Annotated in this window: 17 protein-coding genes and 1 pseudogene; 5 read left to right on the top strand and 13 right to left on the bottom strand. The window is 28.9% G+C overall.

Annotation, left to right across the window (positions count from 1 at the left end):
* Window positions 1-6 precede the first annotated feature (6 nt).
* From cysS to der, 3 genes are read right to left on the bottom strand one after another with little or no spacing between them, the layout of a single operon-like run.
* Entirely contained in the window at window positions 7-1,437 is a 1,431-nt protein-coding gene (gene cysS / locus BCB68_RS03720; RefSeq protein WP_094079591.1) for a cysteine--tRNA ligase, read from the bottom strand.
* Window positions 1,438-1,458: 21 nt separating this feature from the next.
* Window positions 1,459-2,568 (bottom strand): AI-2E family transporter, encoded by a 1,110-nt coding sequence (locus BCB68_RS03715; RefSeq protein ID WP_094079590.1) that lies wholly within the window; start codon window positions 2,566-2,568, stop codon window positions 1,459-1,461.
* A 24-nt stretch (window positions 2,569-2,592) separates the two neighbouring features.
* The gene (gene der, locus BCB68_RS03710; RefSeq protein ID WP_094079589.1) at window positions 2,593-3,918 is read right to left on the bottom strand and encodes a ribosome biogenesis GTPase Der; all 1,326 of its coding nucleotides are present in this window, start codon (window positions 3,916-3,918) and stop codon (window positions 2,593-2,595) included.
* A gap of 217 nt (window positions 3,919-4,135) precedes the next feature.
* Between der and BCB68_RS03705 the strand changes: the two genes are divergently transcribed.
* The 3 genes and pseudogenes from BCB68_RS03705 (at window position 4,136) to BCB68_RS03695 (ending at window position 8,172) form a co-directional block, all read left to right on the top strand.
* The gene (locus tag BCB68_RS03705) at window positions 4,136-5,077 is read left to right on the top strand and encodes an aminotransferase class IV (protein ID WP_018499402.1); all 942 of its coding nucleotides are present in this window, start codon (window positions 4,136-4,138) and stop codon (window positions 5,075-5,077) included.
* A gap of 695 nt (window positions 5,078-5,772) precedes the next feature.
* A pseudogene (locus tag BCB68_RS11040) lies at window positions 5,773-6,338 on the top strand (RNA-guided endonuclease InsQ/TnpB family protein).
* A 400-nt stretch (window positions 6,339-6,738) separates the two neighbouring features.
* Window positions 6,739-8,172, top strand: coding sequence for a glycoside hydrolase family 1 protein (locus BCB68_RS03695; protein WP_094079588.1), 1,434 nt, complete (start codon window positions 6,739-6,741; stop codon window positions 8,170-8,172).
* Between the two features lie 81 nt (window positions 8,173-8,253).
* On the opposite strand, the gene BCB68_RS03690 is transcribed toward BCB68_RS03695, so the two are convergent.
* From BCB68_RS03690 to infA, 10 genes are all read right to left on the bottom strand, one after another.
* Window positions 8,254-11,535, bottom strand: a complete 3,282-nt coding sequence (locus BCB68_RS03690) for an AAA family ATPase (protein WP_172826458.1) — start codon at window positions 11,533-11,535, stop codon at window positions 8,254-8,256.
* Window positions 11,532-12,668 (bottom strand): exonuclease SbcCD subunit D, encoded by a 1,137-nt coding sequence (locus tag BCB68_RS03685; RefSeq protein WP_094079586.1) that lies wholly within the window; start codon window positions 12,666-12,668, stop codon window positions 11,532-11,534. The genes BCB68_RS03690 and BCB68_RS03685 overlap by 4 nt, the downstream gene beginning before the upstream one ends.
* A gap of 169 nt (window positions 12,669-12,837) precedes the next feature.
* The gene (locus tag BCB68_RS03680) at window positions 12,838-14,649 is read right to left on the bottom strand and encodes a S1 RNA-binding domain-containing protein (protein ID WP_094079585.1); all 1,812 of its coding nucleotides are present in this window, start codon (window positions 14,647-14,649) and stop codon (window positions 12,838-12,840) included.
* Between the two features lie 114 nt (window positions 14,650-14,763).
* Entirely contained in the window at window positions 14,764-15,138 is a 375-nt protein-coding gene (gene rplQ, locus BCB68_RS03675; RefSeq protein ID WP_094079584.1) for a 50S ribosomal protein L17, read from the bottom strand.
* 34 nt (window positions 15,139-15,172) lie between these two features.
* Complete coding sequence (locus BCB68_RS03670) at window positions 15,173-16,153, bottom strand: DNA-directed RNA polymerase subunit alpha (protein WP_094079583.1); 981 nt, start codon at window positions 16,151-16,153, stop codon at window positions 15,173-15,175.
* Between the two features lie 31 nt (window positions 16,154-16,184).
* Complete coding sequence (gene rpsD, locus BCB68_RS03665; RefSeq protein ID WP_094079582.1) at window positions 16,185-16,772, bottom strand: 30S ribosomal protein S4; 588 nt, start codon at window positions 16,770-16,772, stop codon at window positions 16,185-16,187.
* A 28-nt stretch (window positions 16,773-16,800) separates the two neighbouring features.
* Entirely contained in the window at window positions 16,801-17,190 is a 390-nt protein-coding gene (gene rpsK, locus BCB68_RS03660; protein ID WP_068155985.1) for a 30S ribosomal protein S11, read from the bottom strand.
* A gap of 30 nt (window positions 17,191-17,220) precedes the next feature.
* Window positions 17,221-17,586: a 30S ribosomal protein S13 gene (rpsM, locus tag BCB68_RS03655; RefSeq protein ID WP_094079581.1), complete on the bottom strand. Its 366-nt coding sequence runs from the start codon at window positions 17,584-17,586 to the stop codon at window positions 17,221-17,223.
* A gap of 192 nt (window positions 17,587-17,778) precedes the next feature.
* Complete coding sequence (rpmJ, locus tag BCB68_RS03650; protein ID WP_068155982.1) at window positions 17,779-17,892, bottom strand: 50S ribosomal protein L36; 114 nt, start codon at window positions 17,890-17,892, stop codon at window positions 17,779-17,781.
* A gap of 21 nt (window positions 17,893-17,913) precedes the next feature.
* Window positions 17,914-18,132: a translation initiation factor IF-1 gene (infA, locus tag BCB68_RS03645; protein ID WP_006805851.1), complete on the bottom strand. Its 219-nt coding sequence runs from the start codon at window positions 18,130-18,132 to the stop codon at window positions 17,914-17,916.
* 341 nt (window positions 18,133-18,473) lie between these two features.
* Between infA and BCB68_RS03640 the strand changes: the two genes are divergently transcribed.
* Window positions 18,474-18,860, top strand: a complete 387-nt coding sequence (locus BCB68_RS03640; RefSeq protein ID WP_237048696.1) for a MazG nucleotide pyrophosphohydrolase domain-containing protein — start codon at window positions 18,474-18,476, stop codon at window positions 18,858-18,860.
* Window positions 18,787-20,463 (top strand): bifunctional metallophosphatase/5'-nucleotidase, encoded by a 1,677-nt coding sequence (locus tag BCB68_RS03635; RefSeq protein WP_094079580.1) that lies wholly within the window; start codon window positions 18,787-18,789, stop codon window positions 20,461-20,463. The genes BCB68_RS03640 and BCB68_RS03635 overlap by 74 nt, the downstream gene beginning before the upstream one ends.
* Window positions 20,464-20,468: the final 5 nt, after the last annotated feature.

The following is a 20,468-nucleotide window of genomic DNA, read 5'->3' as shown; positions in this document are numbered from 1 at the left end:
TCCTTTTCATTCTTTAAAATTATAACTTGTACTTCCATCTTTCGCATCTTTAATTTCTATTCCAAGATTTTTCAAACTGTCTCTAATTTTATCAGATAATTTAAAATTTTTCTCAATTCTTGCGTCTTTTCTCACTTCCAAAAGTAAATCAATCAATTTATCAGTTAATTCACTGCTTTTCTCGAATTTTTTTTCGCTTTCCAATTTTATTCCAAGCACATTTTCGATTTTATTTTTTAGCGATTCATATGAACTTTTTATTTCACAAATAACATCTTTTCTATCTTCAAATTTAGTAAGAAGTTTATTTGTATATTTAATTTGTTCAAAAATTATAGCCAATGCCTGCGGCGTATTCATATCTTCATCCATCGCCAAAACAAATTTTTCGTCAAACTCTTTGATTTTTTCAAATGAATTTTTATTTCCAAATAAATTTTCTTTTGTCAAATTTATTGCATCTTCAAATTTTTTCATTGCATTTATCACATTTTCCAAAGCTTTTCTTGTATCTTTTAGCGCTTCAAAAGAAAAATTAATCGGTTTTCTGTAATGCGTGCTTACCATAAAAAATCTTATTACATTTCCCGAAAATTTTTCTAAAATTTCACGGAGCAAAAAAAAGTTTCCTGTTGATTTTGACATTTTATCGCCATCAATTTGAACAAAGCCGTTATGCAGCCAGTAATTTGCAAAATTTCCGTGATAGGCACATTTACTTTGAGCAATTTCATTTTCATGATGGGGGAAAATCAAATCTTGTCCACCACCGTGAATATCAAATGTATCTCCCAAATATTTTTGTGACATTGTACTACACTCTATGTGCCAACCAGGTCTACCTTTTCCCCAAGGCGATTCATAAGATGGCTCATTTTCTTTTTTGTTTTTCCAAAGGACAAAATCCAGCGGATTTCTTTTAATTTTTGAAATATCAATTCTAGCTCCCGCTTCCAGCTCATCAATTTTTTGATTGGACAATTTCCCATACTCTGAATATTTTTTCACTTCAAAATAGACATCTCCATCTTTTTCATAAGCAAAGCCATTATCTATCAATTTTTTTATAGTTTCTATTATTTCGTAAATATTTTCCGTAACTTTCGGTCTTTTCACATCACTTAAAATATTTAATTTTTTCACATCTTCAAAAAAACCGTCTATATATTTTTTAGTGATTTCTTCACAAGATAATTTTTCTTCATTAGCTCTATTTATAATTTTATCATCAATGTCAGTAAAATTTTGTACAAACTCAACTTCATAATTTTTATATTTAAAATATCTGGCAAGTACGTCAAAAACAATAATCGGACGAGCATTTCCTAAATGTATGTAATTATAGACTGTAGGTCCACAGACATACATTTTCACTTTGTTTTTTTCAAGTGGCAAAAATTTTTCCAATTTATTTGACAATGTGTTGTAAAATTCCATTTTTTATTTTCCTTCCTAAAATTAGTTTTTTGAATTATTTTGATTTTTTTTTATATAATTTTCCCAATAGAATATCCAGGTCAATTTAATCACGATATAAATTGGGATTCCAATAAACGCTCCTCCAATTCCAAAAAGCGCTCCTCCAATCAAAACAACAAGTAGTGTCGTAATCGGATGCATTTCCACCGATTTTCCTGTAAGCCAAGGTTTTACGATATTTGCTTCAATAGTTTGCACAATTGTAACCAGTGCGACAATAATGATTACTAAATTAAAAGATTTCGTTGCAGCATAGAAAATCACAGGAATAAGACCAATAAAAGGTCCTAAAAACGGTATCACATTTCCAAAGCCAATGATTAGTGAAAATAAAATACTGTAGTCTAATCTTAAAAAATAAAAAATTATGAAAGATGCTACTCCGACAATCATACTGTCAAGTACCGTAACCAAAATATATTTTCCAATGGTTTGATCTATTTTTTTTGCCAGATTGACAAATTTTCTATCTTCATCTATATCCGTCAAAAAATTTTCAACCCAAATTTCAATGTTGTCATAGCTAAAAATTAACATAATCGTAAAAATTGGTGTCATAAAAAGCAAAGTAAAAGTGCTGGTTACAATGGAGTAACTGGAAGTCAGCACCCTTACCGTCATATTTATAATCACATCTTTAGAACTCATAAGTGTATTTTTTAAATCAATGTTATTTTGCTCCATAAAATTAAATGCCTTACTTTGAAAATTTCCTTGATTTTTCAAAAAAAACTCAATTAGACTTGAACCTTGTTTCGCAATTAGCGGAATAAAAGCAAGTACAATATATATAAAAATCGCAAAAAAGAGCGACAGTACGATTAAAATCGCCAAATTTCTATTTTTTATAAGTTTTTTAGGCGGATTCTCTTCATTTTTTTTATTGCTTATCATATCAATAATTGGCATAAGCGAATACACGATTATAAACGACAAAATAAATGGAAAAATCGTACTTATAGCAAGATTAATCGGCTTTTTAAAATAATCGTAAACTTTGAAAAAAAGTAAAATCGATAAAAATAAAAGTGACACTACCATTAACACATTTTTCGCTTTTAAAATTTTTTCTTCATCATAAAATTTCATTTATCTCCCTTTCGTAAAAAACTTTTATCCAAAAATTTTGTCACCTTTTTTATTAAAAACTATGTCAATAGGACATCCTTCAAATCCAAAATATTCACGAAGTTTATTTTCAATATATCTCTTATAAGAAAAATGAATTAACTCCGGATTGTTTGCGAAAAATACAAATTTTGGTGGAGCTTGACTAATTTGTGTCCCATAATTAAGTTTAACTGCTCTTCCTTTTCGAGTTGGCACAGGATTTTGTGCAACAATTTCTGCCAAAATCTGATTTAATATTCCAGTCGTAACTTTTTTATGATATTCTTCATTGATAAATTTCGCCTGTTCCAAAATATTAAGCGTTCTTTTTCCAGTTAGTGCCGAAATTGTCACAATCGGAGCATAGTCCAAAAATGACAAATCCGCCTTGACAAGCTCTTTAAACTCTTTCACGCTGTTGTCATTTTTTTCAATCAAATCCCATTTGTTAATTGCAATTATAATTGGCTTTCTCTCGTCATAAATCATTCCTGCAATTCTTTTATCCTGATCCGTCAGAAGTTCTGTCGCATCTAACATCAAAACACAGACATCCGCTCTTTTAATGGCTTTCATCGCACGAAGCACGCTGTAATACTCGATGTCATCTTCCACTTTGGATTTTCTCCGAATTCCTGCGGTATCAATAAGAGTATACATCTCCCCGTCATATTTTAACGCCGAATCAATTGTATCTCTTGTTGTTCCAGCAATATCACTCACAATCGAACGCTCTTTATTCAATAATTTGTTTAAAAGCGAGGATTTCCCAGCATTTGGTCGTCCAAGAATCGCAATGCTAAGCCCTTCTGAAATTTCTTTTGTACTTTTATTATCAAATTTTTCAACTACAGCATCCAGCAAATCTCCCAAATTTGTCTTGTGTTCTCCAGAAATTCCAATAACTTCTTCAAATCCAAGACCATAAAATTCAAAAATATTTTCCTGCTCCTTCATATAGTTATCAATTTTATTGACAGCCACGATAACCTTTTTATCCTGTTTACGAAGAATTGTTGCCACATCTTCATCAAGCCCTGTAATTCCAGCTTTTCCATCCACCAAAAATATAATTACATCCGCTTCATCAATCGCAACTTGCGCCTGTTTTTTTATTTTACTCATCATAAAATCTTGAGTTCTAGGCTCAAGTCCACCTGTGTCAACAAGCAAGAATTTATTTCCCAGCCATTCCATTTCACGATAAAGTCTATCACGAGTAACTCCTGGCTCATCTTTTACTATAGATAATCTGTCCCCCACCAATTTATTAAACAATGTCGATTTTCCCACATTTGGTCTACCAACAATCGCTACAGTTTGTTTCATTCTACCTCCATTTTCATTTTTTATAATATTATTTTTAAATTTTTTATTTGTATATTCAATTTATACTCTTTATATTCTAACATATTTTTCGCTTTTTTATTAGTATTTTTTTGAGAAATTTTGCTTTGCCTATTTCAAAAAAAATTTTACATATTGAGACAAAAGTGATAAAATAGTATTTAAGAATAGAAATAAAAAAATATTGGAGGTAAATTTAATGGCAGGTAAAACTGAATTTATGAAATACGCATATTTCAATAAAGAAATAGTGGAATTTGAAAAGGCGACAGTAAGTATCGCGACTCACAGTTTACAATATGGAACAACTTGTTTCGGTGGAGTTAGAGGATACTACAGAAATGGGAAAGTTGCAATTTTTAGATTGGAAGACCATTATAAAAGACTTATGACAGCTTCAAAAATGTTAGGTTTTGAATTTTTCATGGGATGGGATGAATTTAAAAATATCGTAACTGAATTAGTTAAAAAGAACGATATTAAAGAAGATTTTTACATGAGACCATTCATTTTCTGTAAAGAACCAAGATTATCACCAAAAAAAGCAGGACTTGATTTTGATTTAGCAATTTATATGTTACCTCTTGCAGATTATGTAAGCACAAAAGGTGGATTAAAATTAATGAGTTCAACTTATAGAAAATACAATGATTCGTCTATTCCAACTAAAGCAAAAGCAGGTGGTTCTTACATTAATTCATTCCTAGCAACAAGTGATGCACAAAGAAATGGTTATGATGATGCGTTAATGTTTGATGACACAGGAAATGTAGTAGAAGTTTCTGTTGCAAATATTGTATTAATTTACAGAGACCAAGTAATTATTCCTGATACAGGAAATGCAGCTCTTGAAGGAATCACAGTAAGATCAGCATTAGAATTATTGGAATACAATGGATATAAAGTTAATCGTGGAAAAATTGACCGTTCAATGGTATTCACAGCAGATGAGTTGTTGGTAACAGGAACAGCAATGAAAATCACTTATGCTGAATCATTAGACCAAAGACCAATCGGACAATTGGACTTCCATGCTGAACCAAAACCTGGTAAATTCTATGAATTGTTAAAAGGTGAATATGAAAAAGTTATTAATGGAGATCACGAATTATCTAAAGAATGGTTATTTGTTGTAGAATAAATTAATAAATTTTTAGCTAAAATAAAAACAAATATTTTAAAACAAGGGATTTATCCATTTTTCAAAATAAAAATGGAATAGAAGGGAATAAAAATACACTGAAAGTGTTAAAAAAAGCATTAAAGGTGTATTTTTTATTTGTTAAATTACTATAAACTATCTTAATTATCTTATAAAAATAAATTAGGCAAAAATAAGATTTGAGAAAAATAACCATAATTTTTGAAGATTGTTTTTAAAGAAATCTTTATTATAAACTTATTTTTTTTATTTCAAAAAAACTTGTAATTGAGAGAAATTAGGAGTACAATACAATTGAAGTAGGGAGAAAATAATAGTTTAAACAAATCTGAGTGATAATTGAAGATGGATAAACAGAATATAATAATTATTGGGAAATTAAATAGTAATGTAAAATTTGGGAAGAGAGATGGTTGATTATAATCATCTCTCTTTTGAAATTATGAAGATTTTTTAAATTTAAAAAATTTTTAACAAAAAGATAGCAAGAAGTCGTAGGCTTTCTATATTTGGTTTTGCCAAAATTGAAAAAAGTTAAATTAAAATATCATAGAGAAATACCAAAGGATTACAAGATAAAGTCAGTAACATTGACAAACAGTAATGGAGATTACTATGTTTCTGTTTTGACAGAATTTGAAAAAGAAATTCAAAAAAATCCAAGTAATGATAAAGTGATTGGACTTGATTTTTCAATGTCTGAGTTATTTGTCAGTTCTGAAAACCAAAGGGCTGATTATCCAAGATATTTTAGGATGTTGGAAGAAGAATTGAAGAAATTACAGAAATCATTGTCAAGAAAAGTGAAATTTTCTAAAAATTGGTATAAACAAAAAATGAAAATATCAAATTACATGAGTATATCAAGAATTGTCGAAGAGATTTTTTGCATAAATTATCGAAAAAATTATCTGAAGATTATAATGCTGTGGTTGTTGAAAATTTGAATATGAAAGGGATGAGTCAGGCATTAAATTTTGGGAAAAGTGTAGGAGATAATGGGTGGGGAATATTTTTGAGGATGCTTAAGTATAAACTGATGTTTTTGGGAAAGCAATTTTTGAAGATAGATAAGTGGTTTCCATCGTCGAAAACTTGCAGTAAATGTGGAAATGTTAAAGAGGAACTGAAATTATCAGAAAGAAGTTATAAATGTGAGTGCTGTGGAATTGAAATTGATAGAGATTACAATGCGGCACTGAATATAAGAGGTGTTGGAAAAGGAATGTTGAAATATTAGGAAATAAAAAAACAGGGCAGGGACTGCCCGAAGAGCTTGGTAAATATATTTGGCTAGCAAAAGCAGATACTTCCCAAGAAGCTCCCGCTTCTAAAGGCGGGAGTAGTTTACTGTTAGAATTTGACATTGATGAAATTAAGAAAGCTGGATATGTATTGACAACGCCTATAATTATTACTAATACTGATGAATACTTAGATGTACTTGAAATGAAAAAGGAAAATGTTGAATTTGGAGATGAATTAATTACAATTGTTAAGTAATTAGGTAGTTTTAAAAGTAAAATTACTAAAAAAATGAGTAATAAAATTCAAAAAATTTTGATATTTTATTAAAAATGATTTAAAATAAAAAAGAATAAAAAAGGTTAGAATTAAAATAAATGATTAGGAGGAGAAAAATGGCTAATAAAAGATTTCCAGAAGGATTTTTATGGGGAGGAGCTACTGCTGCAAATCAGCTTGAAGGAGCGTATAACGAAGGCGGAAAAGGATTATCGGTACAAGATGTAACTCCAAAAGGTGGAGCAAATGTTGATGGAGAAGTGCTGATTACGAAGGAGCCTACAGAAGATAACTTGAAATTAAAAGGGATTGATTTTTATCACAGATATAAAGAAGATATAGCTTTGTTTGCAGAAATGGGATTTAAAGTGTTTAGAATTTCGATTGCCTGGAGCAGAATTTTTCCAAAAGGGGATGAATTGGAGCCAAATGAAGAAGGGCTAAAATTTTATGATAACTTATTTGATGAAATGGCAAAATATGAAATTGAGCCACTTGTAACATTGTCCCATTATGAAACACCGCTTCATTTAGCAAGAGAATATAATGGATGGACAAATAGAAAATTAATTGAATTTTTTGAAAGATATGCTCGTACAGTGTTTGAAAGATATAAAGATAAGGTAAAATACTGGTTGACATTTAATGAGATAAATTCTGTTTTACACGCTCCATTTATGAGTGGAGGAATTCCAACTGATGGAGAAGTAAAACCAACTAAACAGGAATTGTACCAAGCTGTCCACAATGAATTAGTAGCTTCTGCATTAGTCACAAAAGTTGGACATGAAATTAATCCAGATTTTAAAATAGGATGTATGATTTTATCAATGCCAGCTTATCCAATGACATCACATCCGCTTGATACATTAGCTGCAAGAGAATTTGAAAGACAAAATTATTTATTTGCTGATGTGCATGTGAGAGGAAAATATCCAGCATACGCAAGAAGATATTTTAAAGAAAATAATATAAATATTGAATTTGCTGAAGATGATGAAAAGTTATTGGCTGAAAATCCAGTTGATTTTGTATCATTCTCATATTATGTGAGTGTTGCTGCGGCACATAATCCACAAGATTATCAAAGTGGAAAAGGTAATTTATTAGGTGGATTGAAAAATCCATATTTGGAAGCAAGTGAATGGGGATGGCAAGTTGATCCAGTTGGACTTAGAATTGTGTTGAATGATTTTTATGACAGATACCAAATTCCGTTATTTATTGTGGAAAATGGACTTGGAGCAAAAGATGTGTTAGTTGACGGGCCTAATGGACCAACTGTTGAGGATGATTATAGAATTGATTATTTGAGAAAACATTTGAAACAGGTGAGAGAAGCGATTGAAGATGGAGTGGAAGTGCTTGGGTATACTTCTTGGGGCTGCATTGACTTGGTTTCAGCTTCAACGGCTCAAATGAGTAAAAGATACGGATATATTTATGTTGACAGAAATGATGATGGGACCGGTTCATTAAATCGTTATAAAAAGAAATCATTTTACTGGTATAAAAAAGTAATTGAAAGCAATGGAGAAAATTTAGGTTAAGAGAAAGTGTCCGTAATTTTATGTAAACTCAAAATTATGGGCACTCTCAAAAATTCAGAAGTTTTAATAACTCCTGTTTTTTTATAAAATATTTATTGCTGTATGGCTAATTCCAGCAGTATCCTTTGTTATAATGATTTGCTTGTCAATTTCTTCTTTCAGTTCATTCACATGTGAAATTATTCCAATGAGCTTTTTGTCTGTCGAAAGACTTTTAAGCGCAGACATTGCCTGTTCCAATGTCGCTTCATCAAGCGTTCCAAATCCTTCATCAATAAATAAAGTTTCAAGCTGAATTCCGCCTGACATTTCCTGAACAACATCAGAAAATCCAAGAGCTAGTGACAATGATGCCAAAAATGATTCTCCACCCGAAAGCGTTGCAGCTCCTCTGACAGTTCCGTTGCGGTAGTCAAAAATATCCAAATTTAGTCCAACTTTAGAATTTCCAAAAGAACTTTTGCTTCTTTTTAATTCATATTTTCCATCTGACATCGCAAAAAATCTTTTATTTGCCTTAAAAAGTATTTTTTCAAAGTATTTTATATGAACATAGGTTTCTAATCTTATTTTATCTTTTCCCGAAATTTTTCCTTGAATTGTATCTAAAAGAGCTTTTAATAAAGTATTTTTTCTTTGAGCTTCTTTTAATTGACCAAGTTTTTCTTCATATTCACTTAAAATTTTTTGATTTATCGAAAGTTTAGAATTATTTTGTTGAAAAACTTCTGTTTGTGATTTCAATTTATTTTTTAGTGTTTCAAATTCTTGCGAAAGAAAATCTATGTTAAAATCTTTATTTTTTTCAATTTCTTTTTTTAAATCAAAAATTTCTTTTTCCTGCAAAGCCAATTTTTTATCTAATTCATCAAATTGAGCTTTTTCATATTTTATTTTTTTTCTAATTTTAAAAATTTCATTTTCAAATTCTAAAATTTTATCTTTTGCAAACTCTTCATTTTCAAATTCAAGATTATTTTTTATTTTTTCAATATCTTTTTTGCAATTTTTCAAATCAGTTTCCAGCGAAGTCATTTCTTTTTCCAATTCAATCACATTACTTTTTTTATTTTCAATTTCTTTTTCTTTTTTTGGAATCTCTTCTTTCAAATTTTTTAGCTCTAAATTATTTTGTTCTTCAATTTTAATAAAATTTTGCAGTTCTTCTTTTTCTTTTAACAAAACTTTTTCTCTTTTTAAAAGTTCAATTTTTTCAGTTTCAAATTCAAAATTTTTCTTCGTTCGCTTTTCAATTTCAAGAACAACATTTTTAAAATTAGTATCTGCTTCCACTTTGAAAGAATTTGCCTTTGTCTTTTTTTCTAAATTTAATTTTTGAGAAGAATTTAGTTTTTCCAATTCTTCTTTTAATAATTTAATTTCTTTTTTACAATTTTCTTTTTCTTTTTCCCTATCTTTTTCTTTTTCAATCAAATCATCTATCTTTTTCATTTCATCTTTCAAAGAAGAAAATTTATTAACTATCCATTCTCCAATTTTTTCTTTTTCAAGATTTTCAATTTCAAAAAAATCTCTCAAATTTTTTTGTAAATTTTTTTTCTTGACTTCAATTTCTTTTAAAATTTCTCCACAATTTGCACTTAATTCATTCATTTTTAAAAATATTTCTTTGGATTTTTTTTCTTCTTCTTCTACTTCTTCCAAATTTATATTTTCAATTTCTAAAGTACAAGCTGGTCTTGGATGAATTTTTGAACCGCAGACTGGACAAGGTTTATTTTCAATTAAAGTTTTGGCAAGAAATCCAGCTTGATTGCTATTATAAATTTTTCTTAAATTTCGAGAAATTTTATCTTGACCTTCATAACTTTCTTGACTTTCTTTAAACTCTTTTAATTTCAAATTATATTCAATCGAAGTTTTGTCAATTTCAGAATTTAAAGTTTTTAGATTTTCCAAATTTTTTGAATCATTTGAAATTTTATTTTTTTTCAAAGAAAAATCTGCAAAATTTTTTTCAATCGTTTCAAATTTTGTAAATTCTTCTTCTTTATTTTTTAAAAGATTATTATTTTTTTTAATTTCATCTAAAATTTTATTTTCTATTTTTTCCAAATTTTGAACTTCAGATTCGTAATTTTTTTTATTTTCTTTTTTCTCGCAATAATCTTCAAAAAGTTTTTTTAACTCTTCCAATTTTTCAATTTGATTTTTTAACTCTTTCAACTGACTTTCAAGTTTAAAAATATTTCTAGAAGATTTTTCCAAACTCTCCTTTTTCTCTTTTAAAATTTCCAATTTCTTTGATTCAAGTTCAATTTGATTTTTTAAATCATCTTTTTTATTTTCTTTTTCAAAAACCAATTTTTCCAAATCACTTTTTTCATCTTCCAAATTTTTTAATTCTGAATATTTCTCCAAATCATTTTTTATAATTTCTTTTCTCGTATTTAATTCATAAATTTTATTTTCTTCATTCGCATGTTTTTCCAAGTTTTTTTTATAATTTTCAAAATTAATTTCTTCTTCTGATTTTTCTTTTTTTAATTCTTCTAATTTTTCTTTTTTTATTTCAATTTCTTTCGCAATGTCCAAATTTTTTTCTACAATTTTTTTATTGGTTTCAATATCTTCAATTCCGCTTTTCAACTTTTTATTTTTTTCTTCTTGAAACAAAATTAATTCATTCAAAAATTCAGAAAAATCTATATTTTTTTTATTTTCTTCAAAAAAATCTGACTCAAAATCTTTGCTACATTCCACTCTTTCTTTAAAACTTTTTATCTGTTCCGTCAGAAGTTTATCTTCGTCTTCAACTTTTTTATATTTTTCCTTCATTTTTTTTTCTAAAGTTTCATAATTTGCCGTTTTAAAAATTTCTCTAAAAATACTTTCTTTCTCGGGAGTTTTAGCAAACAAAAATTTTGCAAAAGCTCCTTGCGTAATCATGCAAATTTGTCTAAATTGAATCTCATTAACTCCCAGAATATCTTTTATTTTTTCATTCACTTCATTTTTTTTAGTTAAAATTTTTCCATTTGGCAGATGAAATTCAACTTTTGAAGCTTCAGTTACAGTTTCAAATTTTCCCCTTTTTGACTTTCTTTCATAAGACGGATTTCTTTTAATATAATAAATTTTATTTTTGTAGGAAAATGTGAGTTCTACAAATGTTGGTATATCTTCTTGCGCATATTTGGATCTTAAAGTTGAAACTTCGTCAATTTTACCGCTCGGACTCCCAAAAAGTGCAAAACTGATTGCATCAAAAATAGTAGTTTTCCCAGCACCAGTTTTTCCCGTGATTAAATAAATTCCATCATTTCCCAGTTTTTCAAAATCAATTTCTTCTTTCCCGCCATAAGATTTAAAAGCAGAAATTTTAAGTTTCAAAGGTCTCACAATTCCACCTCCCAAATTTCACCAATTAAATTTTTCATTATTTCTTCTTGTTCAGCAGTCATCTTCTGATTATTTTGCAGTTCATAAAATTCTGAAAAAACTTCAAATGGATCTCTTTTTTTAATTTTTTCAAAATCAATTTTATTATATTTCTGAGTTCTTTTGTTGTCGTAGTCTAATTTTAAAATATTTTCATAAATATCTCGTAGTTTTTGCAGCGCATTTGGAACTTCATTTTCATCAGTCAAAGTTATGGAAATATAATTTTTTGTATTTATATCGCAATAAAAAGAATTTTTTGTAATTTCCTCGAAAGTCCCTTTTATGACTTGCATATCACGCAGCGGCACAAGTTTAACAGCTTCCATCTTAAAGTCATCTTTTGAATTTATTTCCACAATTGTAATTGACTTTTCCACATTTACTTCAGAAAGTGAATACTTCAATGGAGAACCACAATATCTGATTCTTTTCTTTTCCCCAATACTATAAGCTTTGTGAATGTGTCCCAAGGCAACATAGTCAAAATCACAAAAAATCTCAGCACTTATGTTGTCAAGTCCACCGACATTTTTTTCTTCAAGTTCACTTTGTGCACTTTCAGTCACAAATTGATGCGCAATTAAAATATTTCTTTGGGAAACATCAATATTCATATTTTTTACAATTAATCTTGCCGCATCGTCATAAGAATTTATTTCTTCATCCAAAAAAAATTTTTTCACATTCATAGGTTTTAAAAACGGCATCAGATAAAAGTTAATTTTGCCATTTTCATCAGACAATGTATATTTTGAAATTTTTCCATCAAAGACAGGTGAAATATAAATTTTTCCAAATTTCATAACTTTTGCTCCAAACGAAAGTCTTTCCGCCGAATCGTGATTTCCGCTAATTATAAATGTACTAATTTCTCTTTTAGAAATTTCAAAAATAAAATCATCCAAAAGTTCGATAGCTTCTATCGTCGGCACAGTTTTGTCATAGACATCTCCCGCAATTATAACGGCGTGAGGTTTCACATCGTCCATAATTTCCAAAATTTGCTTCAAAATAAATTTCTGATCTTCAATCATCGAAAACTCATTAATTTTTTTCCCAATATGTAAATCAGCCAAATGTAATATTTTCATTAAATTTCCCCCATTTTCATTTTTTATAATTATACAATAAAATTAGCAATTTAAAAATAATTTTTTTATAATTTAAATATAAAATAAAAAGAACTAATTTTTAAAAAATACAAAAAATTAGCTCTTAAATTATCAAAATATGAATATTTTTTTATTTTACTTTTTTAAATTACACTCCATAAATTTTTAACAGTTCTTCCATTTCTTTTTTTTCTTCCATTTGATGAACTCTTCTGATTGACAGTGCAATTGATTTTTTCTTGTCGTTTATATCAGTAATTATCGCAGTAACTTTATCTCCCACATTAAAACTTTCAGAAATGTTTTTTAAGAAATGCTCTGATAATTCTCTTTTTGGAATAATTCCATTAAATCTGTCAGTCAATTTAACTAATACAAAATTTTCAGTTATTTCTTCAATTTGAGTATTTACAATATTTCCAACTTTATATTGCTCTGTCACTTCAGCCCAAGGAGATTTTGTAAGCTGTTTTATGCTTCCAGCCAATTTTTTCTCAATTTTATCCATTACAATTATTTTAAATTCAACTTCATCGCCAACTTTGTAGGATTTTTTCTCTCTCTTATTCCAAGAAAATTCATTTTTATGGATAAATGCTTCAATTCCTTCTTCAATTTCCACAAAAATTCCATAATCCTGAACATTCACGACTTTTCCTTTTAAAGCCTGAGTCAAATCATAATTATTTTCAAGATTTTCCCATTTTTCATCAAAAATCGCTTTAACGCTCAAGGAAATTCTATTTTTTTCATCGTTAAATCCAATAATTTTAGATTTAATAATATCGCCAACTTTATATTTTGACGCCAAATTTGAAATTTTTTTATAAGCTAAATCTGAAATGTGAAGTAGCCCATCCACATCCTTTTCAACTTCGATAAGAAGCCCGAAATCAAATATTTCAGAAATTGGTCTCTCCAAAATATCACCAATTTTATATTTTTCTTTCACTTTTTCCCAAGGATTTTCAACTAATTGTTTTACACTCAATTTTACATTTCTTTTAGTGCTCTCAATTTCAATAATTTTTGCTTCAAATTCGTCACCAACTTTATAGTTTTTCAATTCTTTTGCACCTTTATTCCAAGCAAGTTCACTAAAGTGCACAAATCCTGAAATATCATTTCCCAAAATATTTCCAACAATTCCAAAATCAAGAATTTCTGTCACTTTAACTTTTACAGTATCTCCAATTTTATGTTTTTCTTCAAAAGTTTCCCAAGGATTTTGCGAAAGCTGTTTTATGCTCAATTTTAATTTATTTTTTTCCGTATCTTTTTCAATAACTTTTGCACTAATTTCGTCATTTATTCCAAATTTTTCAACCAAGTCATCAACTGGATTCCAAGAAATTTCTGAAATATGAACAAATCCATTTACAGCTCCCAAATCCACAACAAGTCCAAAATCCAACACCTCTTTAATTTTACCAGTCACAATATCACCGACATTTATTTTTTCAAAATATTTTTCTTCTTCAATTTTAATTAAATCGCTTCGAGAAATCATGATTTTATTCTTATCTTTTTCTTTTATCAAAAATTTAAATTTTTGTCCAGTATAATCCTTATCTTTTTCAAGTCTAGCAAGTGAAAATGGCAAGAATGCTTCATTTTTTCCAATTTTTACGATATAGCCACCTTTGATTTTTTTAGAAATTTCCCCCGTAACAATGTCATTTACATTATACGAAGCAAATTCTTTAGCTTTGTCCAATAAAAATTTTGAAACAATGATACTGTTTTCATCTTCTCTTATAAACTTAACTTCAATTTTATCTCCAATATTAAAATCTTCAATTTCACGAACCAAAATTCTTCCTTCCTTTTTAGAATTTAAGTCTAAATATCCAAATTCAATTTCCTTTCTTGAAATCATGCCCTCGATTATATCGCCTTTTTTTCTTTCTTCCGGCAAATAATCAGGAAGCATTTCTTCAAATAAATTTTTTTCGCTCATAATCTTCCTCTCTTTTTTACAATTTTTATGTACTTATTATATCATACTTACGAACTGTCGACAATTACTAAATTTTTTCAAAAAAAAAGTGGCAAAATGCCACTTTTATAAATACTATACTAATTCAATAATTGCTAATTCAGCTGAATCTCCTCTTCTAACTGCTGTCTTAATAATTCTAGTGTATCCACCGTTTCTATCAGCATATTTTGGAGCGATTTCATTAAAGATTTTTCCAACTGCTTCTTCATTTCTTAAAAAAGCGAAGGCTTGTCTTCTCAAATGCACTCTTCTTGCAGCATCAGTTGAGTTATTATATTTTTTTCCTAAAGTTATAGATTTTTCAACAAATTTTCTCAATTCTTTAGCTCTTGTAACAGTAGTTTCAATTTGTTCAGCTTTTACTAGAGAAATTGTCATATTTTTAAGCATAGCTAATCTATGGTCAGTTCTTCTCCCTAACTTTCTATATGATTTATTATGATTCATTTTCCCTCCTCGTCAAAAGTTTTAGTTAAATTTTTTAATTTTCTTCGTTAGTCGAAACATGTTCGCTTAGGTCATAACCAAGCTCTTTCATTTTATCAATAATTTCATTCAAAGACTTTTTACCTAAATTTTTTATTTTTAACAGTTCATTATAGCTCATTGAAGTCAAGTCAGAAATTGTATTGACTCCAGCTTTTTTCAAGCAATTATAAGAACGAACAGTAAAGTCTAATTCTTCAATTTTCATATCTTCGACACTGGATTCAGATTCGTTGCTCGCTACAACTGTTTCCACTTCCTCTTCACGATATTTACTCATACTGTTTCCAATATTTGCAAATGGTTCTATGTGCCAAGTCAATAATTCTACTGCATAAGACAGTGCATCTTTTATTTCAATACTTCCGTCAGTTGCAACTTCTAAAATTAATTTATCGTAATTTGTAACCCTTCCGACCATTGTGTCTTCCACAGTATAATTTACTCTTTTAATAGGCGTATAGATTGCATCTACTGCCAAATATCCAATTGGCCATCCATCTGTATTGATTTCATCTGAAATTACAAATCCTTCTCCAGAATCTACAAGAAATTCCATATTGATTTCTTTATCAACTGTAACAGTCATTATAATTTGATCTGGATTTATAATTTTTAAGCCAGGTTCCATCTTTATATCAGCGGCTGTTATTACAGCAGGCCCCTTTACAGACAAACTCATTTTTTTCTCACCTGGCTCATCAGCTTCTACAACGATTTCTTTTATATTTAAAATAATGTCTGTAACTGCTTCCTTTACACCTTCTATTGTAGAAAACTCATTTAAAACCCCATCAATTTTAATTCCTTTTATTGCTGTTCCCGGTATTGAAGATAATAATATTCTTCTAAGTGCATTTCCAATAGTATTTCCATAACCTCTGTATAAAGGCTCTAATGTATATTTTGCTGTGTAATTATCTGTTTTTTCTTCTGTTAATTTAACATTTTTAGCTATTTTTTCAATTTTTAACAAAGCTAATTCATCTCCTTCGAACAAAATATTATTATCTAGAGTAATACTCGATAATCATTGCTTCATCAATTTCGAAGTCAACAGCATCTCTTCCTGGATTCTCCATTACTCTTGCAGTTAATGAACCTTCTTCAAGTGATAACCATCCTGGAACTGTTTTTTGTCCAACAGATTCTTTGATAATAGCTAATTCTTTTGAATCTTCTTTTACAGTAATAACATCACCTTGTTTTACTCTGTAAGAAGCGATGTCTACTCTTTTCCCGTTAATTAAAATATGTCCGTGACTTACGATTTGTCTTGCTTGTCTTCTTGTCCCACCAAATCCTAGTCTGTAAATTACATTATCTAATCTTCTTTCTAAATATTGAAGTAATAATTCCCCTGTTACTCCTTCTTTTCTTGTTGCTTCTTCATATAATTTATAAAATTGTTTTTCTTGAACTCCATAAACAAATCTTGCTCTTTGTTTTTCTCTTAATTGTATTCCATATTCAGTTAATTTTCTATTTGCGTTTGGTCTAATATTTCTATTTGACTTTTTATTTACTCCTAGAACGCTTGGATCTAAGCCAAGATTTCTACATTTTTTCAAAACCGGCTGTCTATTTCTTGCCATTTATCTATTTCCTCCTTAGTTTTTAAAATTACGGTCTTCTCTTTTTAGGTGGTCTTGCACCATTATGAGGCACTGGAGTTATATCAACTATTCTTGTTACTTCTAATCCAGTTGCTTGAATTGATCTTATAGAAGCTTCTCTTCCAGATCCTGGTCCTTTTATTTTAATTTCGATTTGTTTCATTCCATTTTCAATTGCAACTTGTGCTGCTTGTTCAGCTGCTATTTGAGCTGCGAATGGAGTTCCCTTTTTAGTTCCTTTGAACCCTGAAGTCCCTCCTGATTTCCAGATTACTACTTTTCCTTCTGCATCTGTAATTGTTACAACAGTATTATTGAAAGTAGAGTGTATATATGCTATCCCATTAGGAATGTTTTTTAATTTTTTCTTTTTTGAAACTGCTGGTTTTTTAGCCACTTATAGTTTCCTCCTTAACTTAATAATTTATTATTTTTTCTTAGCGATTGCCATTTTTACTGGCCCTTTTCTTGTTCTTGCATTCGTTTTAGTTTTTTGTCCTCTTACAGGTAAACCGTTTCTATGTCTTAATCCTCTGTAACTTTTTATATCAAGTAATCTTTTTATATTAAGTCTGATTTCTTTTCTCAATTCACCTTCAACTTTATATTCTTCCACAAAGTTTCTGATTTTTGCTACTTGTTCTTCTGTTAAATCTTTAACTCTGGTGTCTTTGTCAACACCTGCTTTTTCTAAAATTTTGTTTGAAGTGCTTTTTCCAATTCCAAAAATGTAAGTTAATGAAATTTCTACTCTTTTATTTCTTGGAATATCTACTCCCGCTATTCTAGCCAAATTGTTTCCTCCTCGTTTTTGATATTTTTAATCTTCTTCAATATGCCCTCACAAATGCTATAAGGAATAAGCTCTACAGCTAAACATACTTTTACAATTTTTATTTTAAATATCTTTAAAAGTCTTATAATAAAAATTTTTAATCAGTTTGTTTTTAACTTTTTTCGCCCTAAATATTTTAAAAAATATTAATTATCCTTGTATTTGTTTGTGTTTAGGGTTTTCGCATATTACTCTTACTTTTCCGTGACGCTTAATAACTTTACATTTGTCACACATAGGTTTTACTGAAGCTTTTACTTTCACTAAAAACCCTCCTTCCAGATTTTATTTTTTTCTATATACAATTCTACCCCTCGATAAATCATACGGAGAAACTTCAACCGTAACTTTATCCCCTGGTAAAATTTTTATATAGTTCATTCTCATTTTTCCTGAGATATGTCCTAAAACTTCGTGTCCATTTTCAAGCCTCACTTGAAACATCGCATTTGGCAACGCCTCGATTATTTCACCTTCTAGCTCAAGAACATCCTGTTTTGCCATTGAAAATCACCTCGGATCCTTTTTATTGTATCAAATTTTAAAAAAATTGTCCAGTAAATTTTTTTGTACTTCAAATTTACTTATACTAATTCTTAGTTTATCATATATTGATATTTTTTTCAATAAAAAAATTTTAGAAAAACAAGTTAAGATATAGTTTAACTAACAAAATAATTTTGAAATAAAAAAAATAAGTTAAAATTTTAACAAAGTTTTTGTATAACAATTTTATTTGTAAAAATAAGAGATTTCTTGCCAAATTTTATTAAATTGATTTGACTATATTTCTAAAAAATTGTATAATTTTTTTAAAATGATGGTAAAGAAATGGGTGAAAAATTATGATGACTTTAAAGGAAGTTCAATATTTAATTAAACATATTGAACAGGGGACTCTGGAAGAAAAAGAAGACTTGCGAAATGAAAGAGAAAAGAAGGACAATATTCAGAGAATTGTCTTAAAATTGATTGAAGAATTTGGGGAACTTGCTGAAAATATTAGAAAAAACACGAGATTTAATGGGAAAAATATCAAAGGAACTATCGAAGAGGAAGTTTTTGATGTGTTTTATTACACAATTGCCATCGCTAATGAATACGGGATTGAATTGGAAAAGGTGTTTGAGATTAAAGATAAAATTAATCAGGAAAAATATGAAAGAGAATTTAGTTTGGAAGAAGGAAGAGAAAATTATAAAAAAAAGATTTACAAGAAAAGTGAATATTAAAATAATCGGAATGAGTGATGTTCACGGAAGAGTTTTGCCTTGGAACTACGCCGCTGACGAAGAAGACAATTCGGGTTCTTATGCGCAAATTTCCACTTATGTTAAAAAATTGAGAAAAAATAATAAAAATGTTCTTCTCATGGAAGTTGGAGATGCCATTCAGGACAACTGGATTGAATATTTTGCAAATGACAAAAGACATCCGATTCCGCAAATATTAAATTATATGAAATGTGACATCTTTGTGCCAGGAAATCACGAGTTTAACTTTGGAATGCCAATTTTGACAAATATTTTGAAAGATATGAAAGCAAAAAAATTACTTGCAAATTTATTTTATAACGACAAAAACAAAAATAACTTCAATTTATCCAAAGATAAAAAAAGATATTTGGACGCTACGACAATTATTGAAGAAGATGGCGTAAAAATAGGAATTATTGGACTCTCAACGCCTATGTCACAAAAATTTGAAGAAGATACGGGGTTTTTGAAGGATTTTCACTTTGTGCCTGCAATTTCCGAAACGAAAGAACAAATCAAAGATTTGAAAAAACGAGGTGCAAATGCGATAGTTGTCGTTGCTCATATGGGAATTGACAACGAAAACAGCATAGCCGAAACTGGCGTGAGAGACCTTGCAAATGCTGTGCCTGAAATAGATGTCATCTTAGCTGGGCATATGCACCAAAATGTATCTAAAAATATTATAAACGGCGTTCTTATCACAGAACCGCACAGATATGGAACAGTTGTTTCTGAAATTGATTTGAAATTTAATATAAATGGAAAAAAAGTGGAACTTTTGGATAAAGACTCAAAAACGGTTTCTGTTGCAAAAGAAGAAGCCGACAAAGTAGTAGAAAAAATCTATAAACCCTATCACGACAGACTTCGTAAGATTGCTGACGAAAAAATCGGAGTTGTGCTAAATGATATGGTGCCACAAGGAAAAATTTATGGAGTCTCAATTTCATTTCTAAAAGATACTGGTATGTCGTCGTTTATTACCGATGTGGAAAAATATTATAGTAAAGCCGAAGTTGTTTCATTTTCTTACGACTATGAAAATCTAAAACTTAATAAAGGCGAAATAAAGAGAAAAGACATTGTTTATAACTACAGATATACTGGAGGAGATGTAACTGTCTTTGAAATGACTGGAGCACAATTAAAAAAATATATGGAATGGTCAGCCGACTACTTTGACACAATAAAAAAAGGCGATAAAAACTATCGTTACAACGAAGAAAGAGCAAATTTAAAATATGTTACTTTCGATATTTTTGGCGGAGTAAAATACAAAATTGACTTAAGAAATCCGAAAGGCCAAAAAATTATAAATTTGACGCTTGAAAATGGAAAAAAAATTACTCCCGAGATGAAAATAAAAGTTGGGATGAACTTTTACAGATTTGAGCAATTAATAAAAAAAGATGGCATATTTGAAGAAGAAGATATAAAAATGCTGTGGTCATCTAAAGATGAGATTGGATCAGAAAGCGGAACTATTCAAAATATGATGATAGATTATATTAAAAAAGTTAAAAATGGTGTAATTGATGGAAAAAGTCATGATAACTGGGAAATAATTGGACTTTAAAAATT

The sequence above is a fragment of the Leptotrichia sp. oral taxon 498 genome, from assembly GCF_002240055.1.
In the GTDB taxonomy this organism is placed as follows: Bacteria; Fusobacteriota; Fusobacteriia; order Fusobacteriales; family Leptotrichiaceae; genus Leptotrichia; species Leptotrichia rugosa.
Note: the sequence above shows the minus strand (reverse complement) of the source record. Positions and strands in the feature narration are given on the sequence as shown.

What these genes read in the sequence shown, in the direction of transcription:
- cysS (WP_094079591.1), bottom strand. Translation starts at nt 1,437, where the DNA reads ATGGAATTTTACAACACATTGTCAAATAAATTGGAAAAATTTTTGCCA.
- BCB68_RS03715 (WP_094079590.1), bottom strand. Translation starts at nt 2,568, where the DNA reads ATGAAATTTTATGATGAAGAAAAAATTTTAAAAGCGAAAAATGTGTTA.
- der (WP_094079589.1), bottom strand. Translation starts at nt 3,918, where the DNA reads ATGAAACAAACTGTAGCGATTGTTGGTAGACCAAATGTGGGAAAATCG.
- BCB68_RS03705 (WP_018499402.1), top strand. Translation starts at nt 4,136, where the DNA reads ATGGCAGGTAAAACTGAATTTATGAAATACGCATATTTCAATAAAGAA.
- BCB68_RS03695 (WP_094079588.1), top strand. Translation starts at nt 6,739, where the DNA reads ATGGCTAATAAAAGATTTCCAGAAGGATTTTTATGGGGAGGAGCTACT.
- BCB68_RS03685 (WP_094079586.1), bottom strand. Translation starts at nt 12,668, where the DNA reads ATGAAAATATTACATTTGGCTGATTTACATATTGGGAAAAAAATTAAT.
- BCB68_RS03680 (WP_094079585.1), bottom strand. Translation starts at nt 14,649, where the DNA reads ATGAGCGAAAAAAATTTATTTGAAGAAATGCTTCCTGATTATTTGCCG.
- rplQ (WP_094079584.1), bottom strand. Translation starts at nt 15,138, where the DNA reads ATGAATCATAATAAATCATATAGAAAGTTAGGGAGAAGAACTGACCAT.
- rpsD (WP_094079582.1), bottom strand. Translation starts at nt 16,772, where the DNA reads ATGGCAAGAAATAGACAGCCGGTTTTGAAAAAATGTAGAAATCTTGGC.
- infA (WP_006805851.1), bottom strand. Translation starts at nt 18,132, where the DNA reads ATGGCAAAACAGGATGTTCTTGAGCTAGAAGGTGAAATAATCGAGGCG.
- BCB68_RS03640 (WP_237048696.1), top strand. Translation starts at nt 18,474, where the DNA reads ATGATGACTTTAAAGGAAGTTCAATATTTAATTAAACATATTGAACAG.
- BCB68_RS03635 (WP_094079580.1), top strand. Translation starts at nt 18,787, where the DNA reads ATGAAAGAGAATTTAGTTTGGAAGAAGGAAGAGAAAATTATAAAAAAA.